Origin of the sequence: Microbacterium sp. WCS2018Hpa-23 (genome assembly GCF_031843845.1) — a bacterium.
Taxonomy (GTDB): domain Bacteria; phylum Actinomycetota; class Actinomycetes; order Actinomycetales; family Microbacteriaceae; genus Microbacterium.
In genome coordinates this window covers 594,181-614,985 of record NZ_JAVTIZ010000001.1, presented here as the reverse complement: position 1 = coordinate 614,985, position 20,805 = coordinate 594,181, and the positions used below count along the sequence as shown (strand labels likewise).

Genomic DNA, 20,805 nt, shown 5'->3' with positions numbered 1-20,805 from the left:
TGCGGGGGATGCGTCCAGTCTACGCCCGAGTGCATGCGGCGACAGGGATACGACGGCGCGTCAGCGTTTGCGAGAGAAGGCCTCGAGCCGCTCTTCCGGGCTGAGCCTCGCCATCCGCTCCAGCCACGCGGTTGAGAAGTGGTCGCCGGTCGGGGCGTCGGTCACCGGAACCACGGTGTGGGTGATCGTGTCGGGTCGCACATGCACGATCTGGAACGCCTGAGCCGCATCCATGCCGTTCACGTCGGCAGCGGGGCGTGCGACGTTCATCGTGTAGCAGGTGGCCGAAGACACGCTCACCGGAACGCCGGCGAACATCCCGTGCGCCGAGTAGTGCAGGTGACCGGCGAGGATTCCGCGCACGTCGCTCCCACGGATGACCTCGGCGAGCTCGTCCTGGTGCCGCAGCTCCAGGATGTCGAACAGCGGGACATGGCTCGGGAGGGGCGGATGATGCATCGCCAGCAGCGTGCCGTGCGGTGCGGGTTCGCGCAGCACATCGGCAAGCCACTCGAGCTGCCCGTCGTCGAGGTCGCCGTGATGCCAGCCGGGCACACTCGTGTCGAGGGCGATCAGTCGGAGTCCGTCGAGATCCCAGACACCGGTGATCGGCTCCTGGCTCGGCTCCTGGCCGAGCAACCCTTCGCGCAGCGCTGGACGCTCGTCGTGGTTGCCTGCGACCCATACGACGGGCGCACCGAGTTCCCGGGCCACCGGCTCGACGGCGGTGCGCAGGCGTCGATAGGCGTCGGGCTCCCCGAGATCCGCGAGGTCACCCGTGATGACGATCGCCGCAGGGTGCGGATGCACAGCCCTGATCGCGTCGAGCGTGTGAGCGAAGTTCGACTCCACGTCGTAGCGACCGCCGAGCCTCGCGCCGCCGGCGAGGAAATGCGGGTCGCTGACGTGGATGATCACGTGCGACGCCGGCTCGTGACGACCGAAGACGAACTCGGAGTCGGAGTGCGCTGCCATGGTCCCACCCTAGGCGCGACTCCGACACCGACACGAGAAACCTCACCACACCACCTGTAGTAGTCGAGATAGGGTTCCTGCATGGCGAAGAACCAGACCAGACGACGACTGATCGCGGATGCCGGGCTCTCGGTCCTCGCGGCGGAGGGGTCGCGAGGACTCACACATCGAGCCGTCGACCTCGTCGCCGGCGTCCCCGTGGGTACGACGTCGAACTACTTCCGGAGTCGCGATTCGCTGGTGGAAGGGCTTGTCGAGCGCATCGGAGAGCGTCTCGCCCCGAGCGAGGAGGATCTCGCTCGCCGGTCTTCGGAGGCGCCGAGCAGGGAGCTGTTCGCGGACTACATCCGCGACATCGTGCGACGTCTCACCGAGGATCGCGACGTGACGCTCGCCCTCTTCGAGCTACGGCTCGAGAGCAGCCGACGCCCCGAGGTCGCTGCGCTGCTGGGAGCATGGCAGCGAGCCGGATTCGCCGGAGACGTCGAGTTCAACTCGTCCGCAGGCCTGCCGGGCGGTCGACGGGAGATCGCACTGTTCCACTATGCGATCGACGGACTGATGCTCGACCGGCTCACCACTCCGATCGATCCGGACACCTCGACGGATGACATCGTCGACGACCTCGTCGCAGGACTGCTGCGCTGAGAAAGCCCGGCTCGCGATGCCCGGTCAGTGCCCGACCACGATGATGAGGATGCCGGCCACGACCGCCACGGCGCACAGCGCGAAGCATCCGTAGGCGCCGAAGAGCGCCACGCGCCGCTGATCGTCCGTCAGAGGACTCTTCTTCGCCGCCTTGGCAGCCTGCTTCGCGGCGCGCTTGAGCTCTTTCTCGGTGATCACCGTGATCGCATCGGTGAACTCGGCAGGACTCACGACAGGCGCGCGACCGCTGCGGACCAGCAGGCGGAGCCCGAAAGCGTAGAACGTCACGACGGCGCAGGCGCCGACGAGCGCCGCGAGGAACACCTGGACGAATGCGATCCAGTCGATGTCGACGCTCACTTCGACTCCTCCCTGCTCGCCGTGTCGGCATCCTCGATCGTCTTCGCGGGCTCTCCGCTCTTCGCCGCCTTCTTCGCGGCCTTCGCCTTCGCATCGGCCCTCGCTTCAGCCTTGGCCTTGGCATCGGCCTTCGCCTGGACCTTGACCTGCTCCCGCGCCGCTGCGCGAGCCTTTGCCTCGGCCTTGGCGTCTGCGATGCGCTGCTGACGACGGGTGGGGGGCGTGGTGTCGGGCTGCTCGATCGCGAGCCCGGACTCTGCCACATCGCTCATCGCGTTGGCGTGCGTCACCGCATCCTTGCGCGAACGCAGGAAGAGGCCGATGATGACCGCCAGAGCCAGCACCGTGTCGATCGCGATGCCCCAATTGCCGAGCCACGTGATCAGGAGCGCTGCGAGAGCGCCGACGGCGCCCGCGGCCGGAAGGGTCAGCAGCCAGCCGATCGCGATGCGGCCGGCAGTGCGCCAGCGCACAGTCGAGCCACGACGGCCGAGACCCGATCCGATGACGGATCCCGATGCGACCTGCGTGGTCGAGAGGGCGAAACCGAAGGCGCTGGATGCGAGGATCGTCGCCGCCGTCGAGCTCTCCGCCGAGAAGCCCTGTGCGGGCTTGACGTCGGTGAGTCCCTTGCCGAGGGTGCGGATGATGCGCCAGCCGCCGAGATAGGTGCCGAGCGCGATCGTGACGGCACACGCGATGATCACCCAGAGGTACGGATCGGCCTGTTCGCTGTTCTGCCACCCGACCGTGATCAGCGCCAGAGTGATGACACCCATCGTCTTCTGGGCGTCATTCGTGCCGTGCGCGAGCGCCACCAGCGAGGAGGTGAAGATCTGCCCCCAACGGAAGCCGTCGCGCCCGTCGGGCTTGCCGTCGTATCGCCGCGTGATCGAGTAGGCGAGCTTGGTCGCCGCGAACGCGATGATCCCCGCGGTCAGCGGGGCGATGAGCGCCGGGAGGATGATCTTCGACAGCACCATCCCGAAGTCGATTCCGCCGACACCGACTCCGACGAGCGTGGCCCCGATGAGTCCGCCGAACAGCGCATGGGAGGAGCTCGACGGCAGACCGAGCAGCCAGGTGAGCATGTTCCATGTGATCGCGCCGATGAGCCCGGCGAAGATCATCGGCAGGAACACATCCCCTTGGATGGTGTCCTCGCGGATGATCCCGTGTGAGACGGTCTTGGAGACCTCGGTCGAGAGGAACGCACCAACCAGGTTCAGGACCGCCGCGAGAAGCACCGCGGTCTTGGGCTTGAGAGCACCCGTCGCGATGGGCGTCGCCATCGCGTTCGCGGTGTCGTGGAACCCGTTGGTGAAGTCGAAGAAGAGTGCCAGCAGGATAACCAGCACGACGATGAGGGCTGCGGTTTCCACCGTTCGCTTTCGGTCGTTGAGGAAGAGGGAGGTGTCGACGAGATCGACGTGACGAACGAAGAGTTCACCGTGGGTTTGACTTCCGTTAACCGGCCCCGAGCAATCCTCCCACCCTGTCGGGTGCCGGTCAACTCGACCTGGGCTAGCGTGGGAGCCGTGACTGATGCCCCGATCGCAGACCGCCGCTCGACACTCCGCACTCACCACGGGGACGCCTTCGATGACCCGTACGAATGGCTGCGTGAGAAGGACTCCCCCGAGGTGATCGCGCACCTCGAAGCGGAGAACGCGCACACCGAGTCCGAGCTCGCCCACCTCGCCGAACTGCGCGAGACGCTGTTCCAGGAGATCAAGGGCCGGGTGCAGGAGACGGACCTCTCCGTGCCGACTCGGCGCGGCGACTGGTGGTACTACAGCCGCACCGAGGAGGGCTCCCAGTACGGCATCCATTGTCGTACTGCTGCGGCCGAGGGCGACTGGACTCCCCCGGTGCTCGAACCCGGCGTGACCGTGCCAGGTGAAACCGTGCTGCTCGATGGCAACGTCGAGGCCGAGGGCCACGAGTTCTTCTCGCTCGGCGCGTTCGACACGTCGGACGATGCCACCAGACTGCTGTGGGCGACGGACTTCGAGGGCGATGAGCTCTACACGGTGCACGTCCGCGATCTCATCACCGGAGAGACTCTCGCCGACGAGATCCCCGACACGGGAGGCGCGTTCTTCACCCCTGACGGCACCGGGATTCTCTACACGACCAGGGACGATGCCTGGCGCCCTGACACCCTCTGGTTGCACCGCCTCGGCACGCCGGTGGCCGAGGACGTGAAGCTCTTCCACGAACCTGACGAGAAGTACTGGCTGGGCGCCGGAATCACCCGAAGTCGCAGGTACCTGGTGATCGCCGTCGGCTCCAGCATCACGAGCGAGGAGTACCTCGTCGATCTCTCGGGTGACCTGACCGCGCCGCCCGAGATCGTCTGGCCCCGGCGCGAGGGCGTCGAGTACTCGCTCGAGCACGCGGTCGTCGACGGAGAGGACCGCCTGTACATCCTCCACAACGACGGCGCTCTGGACTTCGAGCTCGTGTCGGTCGCCGCATCCGCCCCCGGGGGCGAGCGTCGGGTCGTCCTGGCGCACGAACCGGGGCGCCGACTCCTCGGTATGGACGCGTTCCGCGACTTCGCCACGGTCGAGTACCGCAGTGAGGGACTCGAGCGCGTCGGGCTGCTCGATTACTCGACGGATGCCGTGGAGGACATCGTCTTCGACGAACCGCTGTACTCGGCCGGTGTCAGCGGCAACCCGGAATGGCACTCGCCGTACCTGCGCCTCGGCTACACCTCGTTCGTCACGCCCGGCACCGTGTACGAGCTCGACCTCGCGACGCGCGAGCTCGAACTCCGCAAGCAGGTCGCCGTCCTCGGCGGCTACGACCCTCTCGACTACGGCCAGCAGCGCGCCTGGGCCACCGCATCCGATGGCACGCAGGTGCCGATCTCGCTCGTCTGGAAGCGCTCCTTCGGTGATCCGGGCTCCGAGGCTCGACCCGTGCATCTCTACGGCTACGGGTCGTACGAGCACTCGATCGACCCCGGCTTCTCGGTCGCCCGTCTGTCCGAGCTCGACCGAGGCATCGTCTTCGCCGTCGCGCACGTGCGCGGTGGTGGCGAGATGGGACGGCAGTGGTACGAAGACGGCAAGCTGCTGAACAAGCGCAACACGTTCACCGACTTCGTCGCATGCGCCGAGCATCTCGTCGAGCAGGGCATCACGACCCCCGAACGACTCGTCGCGGAGGGCGGCAGCGCCGGCGGCTTGCTCATGGGAGCCATCACGAACCTCGCTCCCGAGCTCTTCGCCGGAGTTCTGGCCGCCGTTCCGTTCGTCGACGCGCTCACGACGATCCTCGACCCCTCGCTCCCGCTCACGGTGATCGAATGGGACGAATGGGGTGACCCCCTGCACGGCGCCGACGTCTACGAGTACATGAAGTCGTACTCGCCGTACGAGAACGTGCGGGAGGGCGTCGAGTATCCCCGCATCCTGGCGGTCACCTCCCTCAATGACACCCGCGTGCTCTACGTGGAGCCCGCCAAGTGGATCGCGGCGCTGCGGGTCGCAGGAGCCTCGGACGCACTGCTCAAGTGCGAGATGGTCGCCGGTCACGGTGGAGTGAGCGGGCGGTACAACTCGTGGAAGGAACGCGCCTTCGAGCTGGCGTGGATCCTCGACACGGTCGGGCTCGCCGCACGCTGACCACCCTCAGCGACGAGAACGGGCCGATCCGGTGAGGATCGGCCCGTTCTCGTGAGGGGTGTGGTGTCTCGCCGTCGGCTCAGCCGAACAGGGCGGCAGCCTCGTCGTAGCGGGCGCGGGGAACCGTGTTGAGCTCGCCGAGGGCCTCAGCGAACGGCACACGCACGATGTCGGTCCCCTGCATGGCGACCATCTGGCCCCACGCGCCGTCCACCAGGGCATCGGCAGCGTGCAGTCCGAGTCGCGTGGCGAGCACGCGGTCGAATGCGGAGGGCGATCCGCCGCGCTGGATGTGACCGAGGATCGTGGCGCGAGTCTCGATTCCGGTGATCCGCTCGATCGCCGGTGCGAGCTGGTCGCCGATGCCGCCCAGACGGGGGCGGTTGAATGCGTCCAGCCCCTTGTCGCTGTAGGCCTCGTCCATGCCGAGCAGCTTGAACCCCTCGGAGACCACGACGAGCGGCGCGCGACCGCGATCGTGGGCGCTCGAGACGAGTTCGGTGATGTCGTCGATCGACATCGGGACTTCGGGAATGCAGATGGCGTGCGCGCCCGCCGCCATGCCGGCGTGCAGCGCGATCCAGCCGACGTGGCGCCCCATGACCTCGGCCACCATGCAGCGCTGGTGCGAGTCTCCTGTGGTGCGCAGACGGTCCATCGCGTCCGTGGCGATATTGACGGCCGTGTCGAAGCCGAACGAGTAGTCGGTGGCGCGGAGGTCGTTGTCGATGGTCTTCGGCACGCCGATGACGTTGATGCCGTCCTTCGCGAGGCGGTCGGCTGCTGCGAGGGTCCCCTCGCCGCCGATCGCGATGATGCCGTCGATCTTGTGGCCGTAGAGCGTCTTGGCGATGTTCTCCGCGCCGCCGCGCTCACCCTCGTACGGGTTGGTGCGGCTGGTGCCGAGGATCGTTCCGCCGACCTTCGACAGGCCCTTCACCTCGTGCCGGGTGAGGGGGAAGAAGTCTCCGTCGACGACGCCTCGCCATCCGTCGCGGATGCCGACGAACTCGAGGTCGTAGGTCGTGGTGCCCTTGAGCACGATTCCGCGGATCACCGCGTTGAGTCCGGGGCAGTCGCCACCGCTCGTCAGAATGCCGATCTTCATGCTTGCCTCAGACGGGTTCAGGGGAAGGGGAAAAGGCGACGCTGCCTGCGATCGACACTAGTGCCCCGATACGCGCACGCGCCATTCGAGGCGACGAAAACCGAGGATCTTGCGGTCGCCTCGGGACGATTCGCAAGAAATGCCTTACGCGGGCCAAGAGAACGAGAAATCGGCGCCAAGAATCGAGATTCTTAACGCCGATTCTCGAGAACTCCTACTGTCAGGTCGCTCCGAGGGCTTCCCGCAGAAGGTGCATGAGCGCCCCGAGCTGCACGGGCTCCGCCGCCGCGTCATCGACGGCCTCACCGTCGAGAGCCCGCGCCGCGAGCCCCTGCTTCTGGTCGATGAGCTCGGCGATCTTCGCGTCGACGGTGTGCGCCGCGATGATCCGCCACGCCGTGACCGGCTCGTCCTGACCGATGCGGTGCACACGGTCGATCGCCTGGGTCTGCTCCGCAGCGGTCCACGAGAGCTCTGCGAGGACGACGTTGGATGCCGCCTGCATGTTGAGGCCCACACCGGCCGCCGTCAGCGAGCACACCGCGATGCCGACGTCGGGATCGCTGTTGAAGTCGTCGATCGCCTGCTGACGTGCGGTCGACGTCTGGTCGCCACGGATCGACACCGAACGGATGCCTGCCGATGCGAAGTGCGCCTCGGCCTGATCCATCACGTCGATGTGCTTCGCGAAGAACACGACCTTTCCCACCGAGCGCTGCAGCTGCGCGGCATAATCCGCCGCGAGCTGCGCCTTCGCCTGTCCGATGCGACGCACCATGGTGAAGACGTTGTCGCCTCCGGTGCCGGCGGCCTTCGACTCCTCGAGCTCGTTCTGAGCGACCAGTCGAACGATGTCCTCGTCGATCTCGCCCGGTGCGAGTCCGCGGTCGCCGCGAGCCTCGATGATCCTGCGGTAGCGAGCGGCGAGACGCTCCCCGAGTTCGCGCTCCGCCTGACGGATGCTGCGCCCGAAGTCGTCGTCCAGCTGTACCGGCAGATCGGCGATGAGCTTGTCGGGGAGGTCGGCCGCGACGTCCTTCTTCTTGCGGCGGACGATGCCCATCGAGATGACCGCTTCACGGGCCTCGGGATAGAACGCCTTGTCTGCGGGTGTGAACCCCGTCGCGTCGAGCTTCTCCATCAGTTCAGGGCCGGGCTTCTCGCCCGTCGTCCAGCCGAGGAAGCGCCAGATCGCGTCGAAGTCCTCGACGTCGTTGATCAAAGGCGTTCCCGTGAGTGCGAGCATCAGCGGGTTGCCGCCCGGTGTGCGCTCGCGCACCCGGTTGGCGAGCGAGAGTACGTTCTGGGATCGCTGGGAGCTGAGGTTCTTGATGAAGTGCGCCTCGTCGACGACCATTCCCCGAAGTCCGATCGACGCGAGCCACGACATGTGACGATCGAGGATCTCGTAGTTCACGATGAAGATGTCGGCGAACGCGTCGATGTCGGCGCCATCGCCCTGGATGACCGTCGCTCGGCGCTGCGGCGTCCAGCGCTCGACCTCGCGCGCCCAGTTCATCTTCACGACGTTGGGCACCACCACGAGAAGCGGGTAGGCGCCGGCGACGGACGCGGCGAGCACGGACTGAGCCGTCTTGCCAAGGCCGGGCTCGTCGGCGAGGAGGAAGCTCCTGTGTCCCTCGCGCACAGCCTCGAGGAAGCGCGACTGGTGCACCATCACCTCGAGGCCCTTCGGCGAGAGGTGGTCGTACTCGGGTGCGGGCGGGAGATCCATGCTTGCCGCGCCACCCCCGGCACCCGTCTCGAACGCCTTGTAGAGGGGGCCCATGAGCTCCCAGCCGTCGAGGCGACGACGGGGGGTGGTGCTTGCTCGCGGAGTGAGATCCGGAGCGAGGAACGGGTTCGCGAGCTGGCGCGATTCGACCGACGGGGGCGTCACCTGACGTTCGGCGATCGCGGCGGACACGACGGACGTCTGCACGGGCGCGATGTCGGCGATGATGAGCTCTTCGGGCGCGAGTTCCGCGCCCGACTCGAGCAGCCAGTCGCGACGCATGCGTTTCGCCACCGGCGACGTCGCCTGATCGGCTTCGAGCAGCTGGATCAGCGATGTGTCGCGGGCAGCGGTCTTGGCGAGGATCGTCGCGACGCCGTCGAGCCTCTTGAGCAGCTCCGCACGGGCCGCATCGGCGATCTCGGCATCCGCCTTGACCCTCGCGCGCTCTTCGCGCACCAGGAACGCGATCACCTGGAACTTCACCCGGTTCGTCGGGCCGAGCTTGCCCCGCTGCGACTTCGCCTCGATCTCGCGCACCTTGCGCGCGAGGATCGGGATGAGGGGCGCCTCATCGTCGCGACGAGACGTCTTCTTGCGCCGCGTTGCGGCAGTCGCCGTGGTCGGCATGCTCCTCCTGAGCGTGAAGGCCGAGCATCCACAGGATGCGGCAGCCGTTCTCGATGTCCGCGTGTGGCGTGAGCCAGGACCGTACGAACAGTAGTTCCGGTGGTCATCGACGCGCGACTCAGCCGCGAGATTCGTCGACCACCGACACCCATTCTACGCCATGCCGACCGTGGGGCCGAGATCACGTCACGGAGAGTTGGTGCGGAGTTCAGCTTCTCTGAGCTGCGAGCACCTGTTCGGCATCGGTGACGTCGGCCGCCATCTGCGCCTTGAGCTTCTCGATGCCCTCGAAGGCGACCATGCCACGCAGACGTTCGACGAACTCGACCGTGACGTCGTGGCCGTAGAGATCGAGGTCGGTCTCACCGAGCACGTGCGCTTCGACCTGGCGCTCGAGGACGTCGTCGAAGGTCGGGTTGGTACCCACCGAGATCGCCGCCCGGTGACGGATCCCGGTCTCGTGGTCGACGAGCCATCCGGCATAGACCCCGTCGCCCGGCACGAACGAGTCGACCGAGGCCGAGAGGTTCGCGGTCGGGAATCCGAGTTCCCTGCCGCGCTTGAGACCGTGCACGACCTCGCCCCGCACATCGACGTGGCGGTCGAGCACGCGCGCAGCGGTGGTCACGTCACCGTCCATCAGCAGTTCGCGGATCCAGGTCGACGAGACCCGTCGATCGGAGCCATCCAGAAAGACATCGTCGACGACCTCGACGGTGAAGCCGTGCGTGGGCCCCATCTCCCGCAGCAACGCAGGCGTTCCCGCTCCCCCGCGCCCGAACCGGAAGTCCTCGCCCACGAGCACCGTCGACACGCCGAGCGCACCGACCAGGATGCTCGTGACGAACTCCTCGGCGCTGCGTGCGGCGAACTCGGCGTCGAAGGTGAGCAGCAGGGTCGCGTCGAGTTCGAGCTCGCTCAGCAGTTCGATCTTGCGTTCGACGGTGACGACGTTCTCGGGGCAGCGATCGGGTCGCAGCACGGCGAGCGGGTTGCGATCGAACGTGACGGCGACCGTGCGGAGGCCGGACTCGTCGGCGACCTGCTTCAGCCGGCGGATGACCGCTCGATGCCCGGCATGGACGCCGTCGAACTTGCCGATCGCGACGGCGGAGGGACCGAAGTCCTGCGGGACGTCCTGTGGGTCGCGGAAGACGATCATGCCGACACCTCGGCGGCGGGTGCCTCCTGCACAGCGCGGCTCGGTCGGTGGGTGCGCAGCCACCAGATCCCGAAGACCGGAAGCACGAGTGGGATGAACACGTAGCCACGCCCGAACATCGACCAGACGGTGTCATGCGGGAAGAGGTCGGGGAAGAAGATGCTGAGCGCGCCGATCACCAGGACGCCGGTGAGCTCGAATACGATCGCGACCCACGCCACGACGTACCAGCCGCGCCGATTCGCGAGCACGAGCGCCAGGGTCGCGAGGATGTAGACGACGGCCGCCAACGCCGAGAGCGAGTACGCCAGCGGCGCCTCGTCGAACTGCCGGAAGATCTGCACGAAGCTTCGACCGGTCGCCGCCAGCGCCATGACGGCGTAGACGATCACGAGGACACGGCCGATGCCGGTCATCCGGGAGGTGGGGACGGAGGTGCTCATAGCGCCCTCCATTCTAGGTCCGGGCCGAGTGCCCAGGATGCGCACCAGGACGCTCAGGCGACCTGGATCGTCCAGATGACGTGCATGCGCCAGACCATGATCGCGACGGCGAGCCCGGCGACTCCGAGGATGACCGTGCTCCACCTGCTTCTCTCCATGAGCGCCCACAGCACCGCACCGATCGGCAGCAGTACCGCGGACACGAGATAGACCCAGTATTCGAGCAGATCACCGGTCGGAGGGTTGCCGACGAGAGGAGCCACGATCGCGACGACGACCTGGATGACCAGGAGCAGCTCGACGAGCGCGAGCGCGCCGACGGAGAAGTCGCTGGGACGTCGGCCGGTGAGACCGAGGATGACGCAGAAGAGTCCGGCGGCGGTCGCCACCGCGATCTGGGCGATCGTCAGCCACAGGATCATCGGGTCACCTCGGGCATGTTCATCGCGCTCTTCAGGTCGGCTCCCCGTCGCTCGACGACGCCGACGAGGACGCCGTCCTCGTCGATCGCGGCGGCCATGACGCCGCTGAGTCGAGAGGCCTGGTCCGTGAGCCGCTTACCGTGCCGGAGATCCCTGGCATCCGCCGCCGAGACGAGGAGCGGATCGAGCACCCGTGCCGCCGCAGCCGCCGGAGTCAGAAGCACCGTCTCGACGATGTCGTCGATCATCACGGCATCCGCGACACCGAAGTCGCCCACGTGCGTGCGTCGCAGAGCCGTGAGGTGTCCTCCGACGCCGAGGTCTGCACCGAGATCGCGGGCCAGTGAACGGATGTAGGTGCCGGACGAGCAGTCGACCACGACGTCGAGATCGAGGAAGCCGTCACCCGAGCGCTCGGCGAGGATCTCGAACCGGGAGACAGTGACATCGCGCGCTGCGAGCACGACATCCTCCCCCGCCCGCACCCGGTCGTAGGCGCGTCGGCCGTCGACCTTGATCGCTGACACCGAGCTCGGCACCTGCGAGATCTGGCCCGTCAGCGCCGTGACACCCGCCGCAACCCGCTCCGGTGTCACCGCATCCCATGCGTGCTCGGGTGCGCGTGTCAGTATCTCGCCGTCGGCATCGTCCGTGCCCGTGGTCTGCCCGAGCCTGATCGTCGCCTCGTACGTCTTGTCCGCGCCGACGATGTAGGTCAGCAGGCGCGTAGCGCCCTCGACGCCGATCACGAGCAGGCCGGTGGCCATCGGATCGAGGGTACCGGCGTGCCCGACCTTGCGGGTTCCGAGCGCACGACGCGTGCGCGCGACCACATCGTGGCTGGTCAGTCCAGCGGGCTTGTCGACGAGGAGGATGCCGGGCGAGACCATCCATCAAGCCTACGGTGCGACCGGATGCTCAGCCGCACACCTCGTACGAGGGCTCGTCGCGGGTCGTGACGACGATGTCGGATGCCACATCGGCGCCTTCACGGAACTCGAAGAAGACATGAGCCGCGTCGTCGCCCGGAAGCATCAGCCATGTGCCGCCGCCGATCTGCGCGGTGCCCTCCTGCGCGTCCGGGTACGCCGCCAACACTTCCGCCTTCGTCGCTCCGAGCCCTATGCCCTCCGCGGTGAGGGGACTCGGGACCGCGGTCGGGGACTCGGCGGCCGTGTAGACCGAGATCTCTCCGATCGGCGCCGTGTCACTCTCCGTCCCCCGCACGAAGTAGACCCCGTAGCTCGAGTCCGGTGCATTCCACCACGCGGTCCACGCGCAGTTCTCGGTGTCGTTCGTCCACGTGTCGGGTAGGCCGGCGAGAGTGCCGGTGAGGTCGCCGCCGATGCTGATGGGACCGACGCCGCTTTCACTGATGACCCATGTCGTCGGATCGGCGGGGTCAGCAGTCGGCACCGCGCTGGGCGATGGCGAGGGGGTCAGAGTGGCGGTGGCGGACGGCGACGGGTTCGACGTCGGCGCCGTCGTGGGCTCGGGGGCGCACCCGGCGATCAACCCCACGAGGAGCGTCCCCGACATGATCGCCATCGTCGTCTTCGTCATCGTCTTCATATGTCCCGCCTCCGGTGCGCGCTTCTGTTCGCCTAGGCTGTCGAGGTGCCCTCGATGTCTCATCCCGCTGCTGCGACGATGGCGCCTCTGGCTGCATGGTACCGACATGCCGCGCGGGATCTCCCGTGGCGACGCCGCGAGTTCCACGAGGAGTTCGGCGCCTGGGGCACGCTCGTCAGCGAGTTCATGCTGCAGCAGACGCCGGTGACCAGGGTGATCCCGCACCTCGAGGCGTGGCTCTCCCGATGGCCCACTCCGCGGGCACTTGCAGAGGCCACCCCTGCGGAGGTCGTGCAGCAGTGGGCGAACCTCGGCTATCCCCGGCGCGCACTGTGGCTGCACCGGGCTGCGATCGAGATCACGGACCGCCACGAGGGCGTCGTTCCCCGCGATGTCGAACCACTCCTGCTCCTCTCAGGCATCGGCGATTACACGGCCAGGGCGGTCGCAGTCTTCGCCTACGGCGACCGGCATCCCGTCGTCGACACGAACACGCGTCGGGTACTCGCGCGGGCGGTGCTCGGACAGGCGCAGCCCGGCTCGCCGTCTCGTCGGGACCTCGACCTCATGGACTCGCTGCTCCCCGTCGGCGACGACGAGTCCGCTGTGTTCAATGCGGCCGCTATGGAACTCGGCGCGACGGTCTGCACGTCACGTTCGCCTCGCTGCGAGATCTGTCCGCTGATCGACGACTGCGCCTGGGTGGCGGCCGGACGCCCCGACACCGGTGACACTCGACGACGCCAGGCGACTTTCGAGGGCTCCGACCGTCAAGCCAGAGGAGCGGTTCTGCGCGTCCTTCGCTCCGCCGCACCGGAGCCGGTGCTGTTGCCGGGCGTGCTGCCCGACTGGCCGGATCCGCTTCAGCGCGACAGGGCGATCGATTCGCTCATCGCCGACGGGCTCGCCGAAGCCGACGGCGAGACGCTCTCACTCCCCCGGTGAGACTTCCCCGCACTCGAGCGACGCCGGTCAGACGTACTGCCCGATCCGATGCGCGAGCACGGTCAGCTCGACCCTGGTTCGCACCTCCAGCTTCGCGAAGACGCGCCCCAGGTGCACCTCGACGGTGCGAACCGAGACATGGAGCGAATCGGCGATGTCTCGATTGGATGCACCGCTGACGACGAGCATCGCGACCTCGAGTTCCCGGGCTGTCACTATCGACTCCCAGACGCGTCGGCACGACGAGAGCGGGTCGCCCGCCGATGTGGACAGACGATCCTCAGAGGCGAGCCGCGCGGCGATCGCGCGCGACCACGCAGCGGCGCCTGAGACGTCCAGAAGACTGACAGCGGTCGCGAGATGCTCTCGCCCGATCTCCAGGTCACCCCTGATGAGAGAGCGTGTTCCGATCATGGCCTCGACCCGCCCTCGAGAGAACGGAGAGGTGAGCGTCCGCGCTGCATCGACGACTCGCGGACGTTCGACACGCCACTCCTCGTCCGAACAGCTCGTGATGCGAATCCTCAGCTGCTGAGCGAGGGTGATCTCCGGTGGTTCGATCCGCTGCGTGCTCCACGAAGCGACGTCCGCGACGACGATCGCCTCCTCGAGGCCCGGCACCGACATCGTCGTCTGGGGCGCTCCGCGATCCCGCCAGACGCGCATGCATGCTGCCGCCTCGGCGGAAGCACCGGCGAGGAAGGCCTCGATTCCACGATCGACGAGCTGGTCGATACGGACGGGCGGAGGGAGCGCGCAAGTAAGCGCTCTGGCGAAAGGGCCGAGCCTGCCGAGCACGGCGAGGTCGAGCCGTCGAGCGATGACCACGCCGAGGCCCGCGAAAGGGACGGCGATCGGCAGCTCGAGTGAGGCGCGGAGCATCGTCTCGCGTGCGGCGCCGATGTCTCCGCGCCACATGAGCAACAGCACCTCGACAACCGCACGGTACGCACCGACGAGCGGACTGGACTCGAACCCGGCGACGAACGGATCGACCTCGACGTCGATTCCCGAGTCGCCCACGGCCAGCAGCCGGAGGCCCCTGTCGACATCTCCTTCCACGGCCGCATGCAGCGCCCTAAGCATCCCGCCTGTGAGGGGTCCTGCTCCGTGCACCTCCGCCGCGCCGCGGTCACCCCCGACGAGCCAGGCGAGCGCGACGACGGGATCGCGCAGCGATTGCTCCGCTCCCGATCTCGTGCACCCCTCTCGGAGCTCGTCGAGCCATACGCGCATGCCGGTACGGTCTCCGCGTTCAGCACACAGCACGGCGGCGAAGGCGGCGGCACGCGCCCAGGAGTACCAGAGCCCGGCGTCATCGCTGCGGGGTCGAAAAGCCTCTGCATCGAATTGCGGTACGGCGCCTCGAAGGTGCGCTTGGGCGACGAGCAGACCGCCCAGTCCCTGCAGTCGCTGATGTTCTTCGCCGTCGGGGAACAGCGTCGCGAGTCTGCTCGCTGCTTCGACAGCGTGACCGGCAGCGATCGCGGCGACGCCGGCGACCAGGTTCGCCTCGTCCCTGGTCGTGCCGTGCGCATGAGCCGCAGCCTCTGCGGCCAGGTGGAACGCCCTCTCACTGCGCCCTGCCTCGGAGAGCTCCCTCGCTATTCGGACCAGCTCGCCGGCCGCGACCGGCTCCCCGTGCATCGATGCACGGGCCTTGTGCCAGTCCGCGTCGACCTTTTCACCGCGTTCGCGGAAGACACGGTGCAGTCGCGCGTGGACAGCGACCGCCACGGATGGCGCGGTCGTCGCTCTCAGCCAGATGGCCAGGCGCGGCTCTATGAGGCGGACGCGACCGGCATGCATCTCCAGATGTCCTCCGACGACGCCACGGTGCAACTCGGCGGCGGTCTCACCTGCGAAATCGAGGAGCGGAGCGAGCCGGTCGTCGAGACGCAGGGACACTGCCACGAGGAGCTCGCGATCGGCAGGCGCGAGTTCCAGGTGCGCGAACAGCACCTCGATCGAGGGGACCATGGGCAGCGGGGACGGCAGCGCCCTCAGACCCTGGCGTTGAGCGGGATCGAGCCTGGCCGCAACCGCCCTGATGGTCGGGCCGTCCGTCGCGAGCTCAGAAGCGAGGCGAGCGGCGACATGCGGCGCACAGCTCAGCCCATGCGCAAGGAGGTCGTCGAGGATCTCCTCCATCATGACGGATGCGACCGAAGTCACCCCGTGCGCGCGCGAAGCGTCGATGTCGAACCCCCCAGTCCCCACGGGTGGACCGCCCGTGCGGACTGAGATTATCAAGACACGCGGACCCTCAGACGAGGGCGCCGATATTCAGGAAAGCGTGTCGTCGTCGTCCTGGCGGATGTACGGGTCTGCGTCGCCTGCGTGCGATGCGGACGACGCGAGCTTCGCCACATCGGCGTCGCGCTGCTGAGCCTCACGGAGGAGTGCCGAGATGTGGTCGGCGTTCTCGGGCAGCGCGTCGGGGATGAACTCGAGCGTCGGGACGAGCCGGGTGCTCAGCTGCTTGCCGACCTCGCTGCGCAGCATCCCGGTCGCCGACGTCAGAGCCGCCCCGCTGGAGAGACGCTCCTCTTCGGTGCCGAGCACCGTGTAGAACACCGATGCGTGCTGCAGGTCGCCGCTCACGCGGACGTCGGTGATCGTCACGAAGCCGAGGCGCGGGTCTCGCAGCCCCTTCTCGAGTCGCTCAGCGAGGATCACACGAATGCGATCGGCCAGACGTGCCTGTCGTTCACCAGCCATTGTTCTCTCCCTCTACGTACCCTTCGGGCGAGGATGCATGACGCATCCTCGCCCGAAGACATATATCTGACGTGATCAGCCGCGAGGCTTCTCGACCAGCTCAGTGGTCTCGATCTCGTCACCGATCTGGATGTCGTTGAACTTGCCGAGGCCGATACCGGCCTCGTAGTCCGTGCGCACCTCGGTGACGTCGTCCTTGAAGCGACGCAGCGACTCGATGGCGAGGCCATCGGCGATCACCACACCGTCGCGGATGACACGAGCCTTGGCGTTTCGCGTGATCGTTCCCGACCGCACGATGACACCGGCGATGTTGCCGAACTTCGAGGAGCGGAACACCTCGCGGATCTCGGCGACACCCGACTGGACCTCTTCGTACTCCGGCTTGAGCATGCCCTTGAGCGAGCTCTCGATCTCGTCGATCGCGTTGTAGATGACCGAGTAGAACCGGATGTCCACGCCTTCACGCTGAGCGCGCTCGCGCGCCTTCGTGTCGGGGCGGACGTTGAAGCCCACGATGATCGCGTTGTCGATCGTCGCGAGGTTGACGTCGGACTCCGTGATCGCACCGACGCCGCGGTGGATGATGCGGAGCTGCACCGAGTCGTCGACCTCGATCTTGAGCAGCGACTCCTCGAGTGCCTCGACGGCACCGGAGACGTCACCCTTGATGATGAGGTTGAGCGACTCGACCTTGCCCTCTTCGAGAGCACGGGTGAAGTCCTCGAGCGAGATGCGCTTGCGGGCCTTGGCCAGCTGGGCGTTGCGCTCGACCGCTTCACGCTTCTCAGCGATCTGGCGGGCCATGCGGTCCTCTTCGGTGACGATGAAGACGTCGCCGGCTCGCGGCACGGAGTTCAGACCCTGCACCTGCACCGGACGCGACGGGTAGGCCTCGAGGACCTGCTCGCCGTTCTCGTCCGCCATCGCACGCACTCGGCCGTAGGCCGTTCCGGCGACGATCGCGTCTCCGACGCGGAGCGTTCCGGACTGGATCAGCACCGTGGCGACCGAACCGCGACCCTTGTCGAGCTTCGCCTCGATGGCGACACCGCGAGCGGCCTTGTTCGGGTTGGCCGTGAGGTCCAGACCCGCGTCAGCCGTGAGCAGCACCGCGTCCAGGAGTTCCTGAATGCCGGTGTTGGCTCGCGCCGACACATCGACGAACATGACGTCTCCGCCGTACTCCTCGGCGACCAGACCGTACTCGGTGAGCTGCTGACGAACCTTGGCCGGGTTGGCGTCGGGCTTGTCGACCTTGTTCACCGCGACCACGATCGGCACGTTCGCCGCCTGGGCGTGGTTCAGCGCCTCGACCGTCTGCGGCATGATGCCGTCGTCGGCCGCGACCACGAGGATCGCGAGGTCAGTGACCTGCGCTCCACGTGCACGCATGGCGGTGAACGCCTCGTGACCCGGGGTGTCGATGAAGGTGATGGCACGCTCGATGCCCTCGTGCTCCGTCCACACCTGGTACGCACCGATGTGCTGCGTAATGCCGCCGGCCTCACCGTCGATGACGTTGGTCTGACGGATCGCGTCGAGGAGTCGGGTCTTACCGTGGTCGACGTGACCCATGACGGTGACCACCGGAGGACGGATCTCGAGGTCGTCCTCGCTCTCCTCCTCGAGCTCCTGCTCGAGGTTGAGACCGAAGCCCTCGAGGAGCTCCTTGTCCTCGTCCTCGGGCGAGACCATCTGGATCTTGTAGCCGAGCTCAGCACCCAGGACCTCGAACGTCGCCTCGTCCAGCGACTCGGTGGCCGTGGCCATCTCGCCGAGGTTGAAGAGGATCGTCACGAGGGTTCCGGGCTGGACCGTGTAACCGGTCAGCGTCTCGATCTTGTCGGCGAAGTCCGCGATGGATGCGCCACGGCGCATGCGGATGATCTCCCCGTTGCCGCGGGTGACGTTGACACCACCGACGACCGGGGCGCTCCGCATCTCGAATTCCTGCCGCTTCGCCCGCCGCGACTTGCGCTGCTTGCTCTTGCCGCCGCCCTTGCCGAAGGCACCTGCGGTACCTCCACCGGGGCCACGACCGCGACCGCCACCGCCACCGGGACGACCTGCGAAGCCACCGCCGGGACGAGCACCGGGGCCCGCACCGGGGCCACCCGCACCGCCGGGGCGACCGGGGCCACCCGGACGCTGCTGGAACGGTGCACCACCGGGACGACCACCCTGACCGCCGCGCGGAGCGCCGGGACGGGGGGAACCGGGACGAGGTGCACCCGGACGCGGGGCACCGGGACGCGGAGCCTGCGGACGCGGGATGTTACCCGGCGTCGGGCGCTGGCCCATGCCCTGCGCCGAGGCGAAGGGGTTGTTCCCCGGACGCGGACCGGTGGGACGCTGTCCCATGCCCTGCGCGGTGGAGAACGGGTTGTTGCCGGGACGAGGGGCACCGGGCTTCGGAGCTCCGCCGTCGTTCGACTTCGGAGCCGCGGGGCCGGGGGTCGCCGCTGCCGGAGCAGCAGGCTCGGCCGGAGCCTCGGCTGCCGGAGCAGCGACAGGCGCTTCCGGAGCAGGAGCCGGCTTGGGTCCGGGCTTCGGGCCGGGAGTCGGTGCACCGGAACCGGGCTTCGCAGCACCGGGAGTTGCAGCGTCGGACGTCGCCTCTGCCGACTTCGCAGCGGTGTCGGCAGCACCGGGCTTGCCAGCGCCGGGCTTCGCAGCACCGGGCTTGGCAGCACCGGGCTTGGCAGCACCGGTCTTGGCGGCACCGGGCTTGGCGGCGGCAGCGGGTGCTGCATCGCCGGACGACTTCAGTGAGGCGTCCGACTCGATGGCAGCGCGCAGCTTGCGCGCCACCGGAGGTTCGATGGTCGAAGAGGGGCTCTTGACGAACTCTCCGAGTTCCTTGAGCTTTGCAAGTGCGATCTTGCTGTCGACGCCGAGTTCGGCGGCGATCTCGTGTACGCGTGGTTTACCAGCCACAATTCTCCTGTCTGGGGTCGGTCCACCCAGACAGGGCAGACCACTAGTCGCGGACGGGTCTCATTTCGAGCCGTTCACTTTGTTTCCATAGCCGTTCAGCCTTTGTTTCTTGGTGGGTGCTGTTCGATGTTCCGCGTGTCCAGATCGCTGGAGACGCGCAGTGCTCTTCCGAAAGCCCGACGCCGCAGAGCGGCATCCATGCATTCCGGTGTCGGATGAACCCACGCGCCTCGCCCCGGCAGGACAGCACGTTCATCGATGATGAGCGTCTCGTTCTGGGACACCACTCTGAGAAGAGCGGCGCGGGGAGCACGCGTGCGACAACCGACGCACATTCGTACGGGTTCCATCTTACACCTGTGTTCCCGTCCGACTCACGCGAAGGGCGCGAGTCGGACGTGACGAGCGGTCAGTCCAGGACGCTGTCGGGCTGAATGTCGATCTTCGCGCCGGTGAGCTTGGCGGCGAGGCGAGCGTTCTGCCCCTCTTTGCCGATCGCGAGCGAGAGCTGGTAGTCGGGGACCAGGGCGCGCACCGCCTTGGTGTTCGCGTCGAGGATGAAGGCGCTGGTCACCTTCGCCGGCGAGAGGGCGTTCGCGACGAAGGGAGCGAGTTCCGGGTCGAAGTCGACGATGTCGATCTTCTCCCCCGCGAGCTCTTCGGTGACGGCGCGGACGCGACGGCCCATCTCACCGATGCAGGCACCCTTGGCGTTGATGGCCGGGTCGTTGGCCCGCACGGCGATCTTCGTGCGGTGGCCGGCCTCGCGGGCCAGCGAGACGATCTCGACGAGCCCGGCCGCGATCTCCGGGACCTCCAGCGCGAACAGCTTGCGGACGAGCCCGGGGTGCGTGCGCGAGACGGTGATCTGCGGCCCCTTGAGGCCCTTCGCGACACTGGTCACGTACACGCGGAGGCGCGACCCGTGCGTATACTCCTCGCCCGGCACCTGCTCCTCGGGAGGAAGGATCGCCTCGACGGCCCCGAGGTCGACGTGGATCATGCGGGGATTCGGACCCTGCTGGATCACTCCCGCGACGATGTCGCCTTCCTTGTCCTTGAAGTCGCCGAGCACGACGTCGTCCGCGATGTCCCGCAGACGCTGGCTGATGACCTGCTTGGCGGCGAAGGCCGCGATTCGTCCGAAGTCGTCGGGTGTCGCATCCTCTTCGCCGATGATCGCGCCCTCTTCGTCTTTGACGACCTGCAGCACGGCGACGTGCCCGGTCCGACGATCGAGTTCGACGCGAACCCCTTCGGGGGTGGCTCCGTCTGCGGAGACGTGCTTCGAGTAGGCGGTCAGGATGGCCTGTTCGATGATCGAGACGAGTTCATCGAAGGGAATCGCCTTCTCCTTCTCGATCCCACGCAGCAGACTCAGTTCGATATCCATGACGGCTCCCTATTCAGCTCTCGTCGCGCGGGTGTGCTCGCACGACATCCGTACCACGATACCCTGTGCCCACCGCCCCATGCCACGGCGGCCGCCGCACGGTCGCGCTGACC

Annotated in this window: 18 protein-coding genes; 3 read left to right on the top strand and 15 right to left on the bottom strand. The window is 67.5% G+C overall.

Annotated elements, in window-relative coordinates:
* Positions 1 to 60: 60 nt before the first annotated feature.
* Positions 61 to 975 (bottom strand): phosphodiesterase, encoded by a 915-nt coding sequence (locus RQG77_RS02820; protein ID WP_311243337.1) that lies wholly within the window; start codon positions 973 to 975, stop codon positions 61 to 63.
* Positions 976 to 1,056: 81 nt separating this feature from the next.
* On the opposite strand from RQG77_RS02820, the gene RQG77_RS02815 reads away from it, so the two are divergent.
* On the top strand, positions 1,057 to 1,623 hold the full coding sequence (locus tag RQG77_RS02815) for a TetR/AcrR family transcriptional regulator (protein WP_311243336.1): 567 nt from the start codon (positions 1,057 to 1,059) through the stop codon (positions 1,621 to 1,623).
* Positions 1,624 to 1,647: 24 nt separating this feature from the next.
* Here the strand turns inward: RQG77_RS02815 and RQG77_RS02810 are convergent, their stop codons facing one another.
* Positions 1,648 to 1,983: a peptidase gene (locus RQG77_RS02810; protein WP_311243335.1), complete on the bottom strand. Its 336-nt coding sequence runs from the start codon at positions 1,981 to 1,983 to the stop codon at positions 1,648 to 1,650.
* Positions 1,980 to 3,365: an inorganic phosphate transporter gene (locus RQG77_RS02805; RefSeq protein ID WP_311243334.1), complete on the bottom strand. Its 1,386-nt coding sequence runs from the start codon at positions 3,363 to 3,365 to the stop codon at positions 1,980 to 1,982. Before RQG77_RS02805 ends, RQG77_RS02810 begins: the two co-directional genes overlap by 4 nt.
* Before the next feature lie 156 nt (positions 3,366 to 3,521).
* Here RQG77_RS02805 and RQG77_RS02800 point away from each other — a divergent pair, with 156 nt between their 5' ends.
* Entirely contained in the window at positions 3,522 to 5,621 is a 2,100-nt protein-coding gene (locus tag RQG77_RS02800) for a S9 family peptidase (protein WP_311243333.1), read from the top strand.
* A 79-nt stretch (positions 5,622 to 5,700) separates the two neighbouring features.
* Here RQG77_RS02800 and RQG77_RS02795 read toward each other — a convergent pair whose 3' ends face one another.
* From RQG77_RS02795 to RQG77_RS02765, 7 genes are all read right to left on the bottom strand, one after another.
* The gene (locus RQG77_RS02795) at positions 5,701 to 6,729 is read right to left on the bottom strand and encodes an ATP-dependent 6-phosphofructokinase (RefSeq protein ID WP_311243332.1); all 1,029 of its coding nucleotides are present in this window, start codon (positions 6,727 to 6,729) and stop codon (positions 5,701 to 5,703) included.
* Positions 6,730 to 6,949: 220 nt separating this feature from the next.
* Positions 6,950 to 9,094 (bottom strand): DEAD/DEAH box helicase, encoded by a 2,145-nt coding sequence (locus RQG77_RS02790; RefSeq protein ID WP_311243331.1) that lies wholly within the window; start codon positions 9,092 to 9,094, stop codon positions 6,950 to 6,952.
* Between the two features lie 208 nt (positions 9,095 to 9,302).
* Positions 9,303 to 10,256, bottom strand: a complete 954-nt coding sequence (locus RQG77_RS02785; protein ID WP_311243330.1) for a bifunctional riboflavin kinase/FAD synthetase — start codon at positions 10,254 to 10,256, stop codon at positions 9,303 to 9,305.
* Positions 10,253 to 10,672, bottom strand: a complete 420-nt coding sequence (locus RQG77_RS02780) for a hypothetical protein (RefSeq protein ID WP_396653382.1) — start codon at positions 10,670 to 10,672, stop codon at positions 10,253 to 10,255. The genes RQG77_RS02785 and RQG77_RS02780 overlap by 4 nt, the downstream gene beginning before the upstream one ends.
* A gap of 80 nt (positions 10,673 to 10,752) precedes the next feature.
* Positions 10,753 to 11,121 carry a hypothetical protein gene (locus RQG77_RS02775; protein WP_311243328.1) on the bottom strand — a complete coding sequence of 123 codons (369 nt, stop codon included), beginning with the start codon at positions 11,119 to 11,121 and terminating at the stop codon, positions 10,753 to 10,755.
* The gene (truB, locus tag RQG77_RS02770) at positions 11,118 to 12,011 is read right to left on the bottom strand and encodes a tRNA pseudouridine(55) synthase TruB (protein ID WP_311243327.1); all 894 of its coding nucleotides are present in this window, start codon (positions 12,009 to 12,011) and stop codon (positions 11,118 to 11,120) included. Before truB ends, RQG77_RS02775 begins: the two co-directional genes overlap by 4 nt.
* A 28-nt stretch (positions 12,012 to 12,039) precedes the next feature.
* A complete protein-coding gene (locus RQG77_RS02765; protein WP_311243326.1) occupies positions 12,040 to 12,693 on the bottom strand; it encodes a hypothetical protein in 654 nt (217 codons plus the stop codon).
* 54 nt (positions 12,694 to 12,747) lie between these two features.
* Here RQG77_RS02765 and RQG77_RS02760 point away from each other — a divergent pair, with 54 nt between their 5' ends.
* Positions 12,748 to 13,638 (top strand): A/G-specific adenine glycosylase, encoded by an 891-nt coding sequence (locus RQG77_RS02760; protein ID WP_311243325.1) that lies wholly within the window; start codon positions 12,748 to 12,750, stop codon positions 13,636 to 13,638.
* Positions 13,639 to 13,665: 27 nt separating this feature from the next.
* Here the strand turns inward: RQG77_RS02760 and RQG77_RS02755 are convergent, their stop codons facing one another.
* The 5 genes from RQG77_RS02755 to nusA all read right to left on the bottom strand — a co-directional run bounded on the left by RQG77_RS02755 (position 13,666) and on the right by nusA (position 20,692).
* Positions 13,666 to 15,792 (bottom strand): helix-turn-helix transcriptional regulator, encoded by a 2,127-nt coding sequence (locus tag RQG77_RS02755; RefSeq protein ID WP_311243324.1) that lies wholly within the window; start codon positions 15,790 to 15,792, stop codon positions 13,666 to 13,668.
* A gap of 132 nt (positions 15,793 to 15,924) precedes the next feature.
* Complete coding sequence (gene rbfA, locus RQG77_RS02750; protein WP_311243323.1) at positions 15,925 to 16,359, bottom strand: 30S ribosome-binding factor RbfA; 435 nt, start codon at positions 16,357 to 16,359, stop codon at positions 15,925 to 15,927.
* Between the two features lie 75 nt (positions 16,360 to 16,434).
* A complete protein-coding gene (gene infB, locus RQG77_RS02745; RefSeq protein WP_311243322.1) occupies positions 16,435 to 19,299 on the bottom strand; it encodes a translation initiation factor IF-2 in 2,865 nt (954 codons plus the stop codon).
* A 95-nt stretch (positions 19,300 to 19,394) separates the two neighbouring features.
* Positions 19,395 to 19,634 carry a YlxR family protein gene (locus RQG77_RS02740; RefSeq protein WP_235559984.1) on the bottom strand — a complete coding sequence of 80 codons (240 nt, stop codon included), beginning with the start codon at positions 19,632 to 19,634 and terminating at the stop codon, positions 19,395 to 19,397.
* 74 nt (positions 19,635 to 19,708) lie between these two features.
* Positions 19,709 to 20,692: a transcription termination factor NusA gene (nusA, locus tag RQG77_RS02735; RefSeq protein WP_056308208.1), complete on the bottom strand. Its 984-nt coding sequence runs from the start codon at positions 20,690 to 20,692 to the stop codon at positions 19,709 to 19,711.
* Between the last annotated feature and the right edge of the window lie 113 nt (positions 20,693 to 20,805).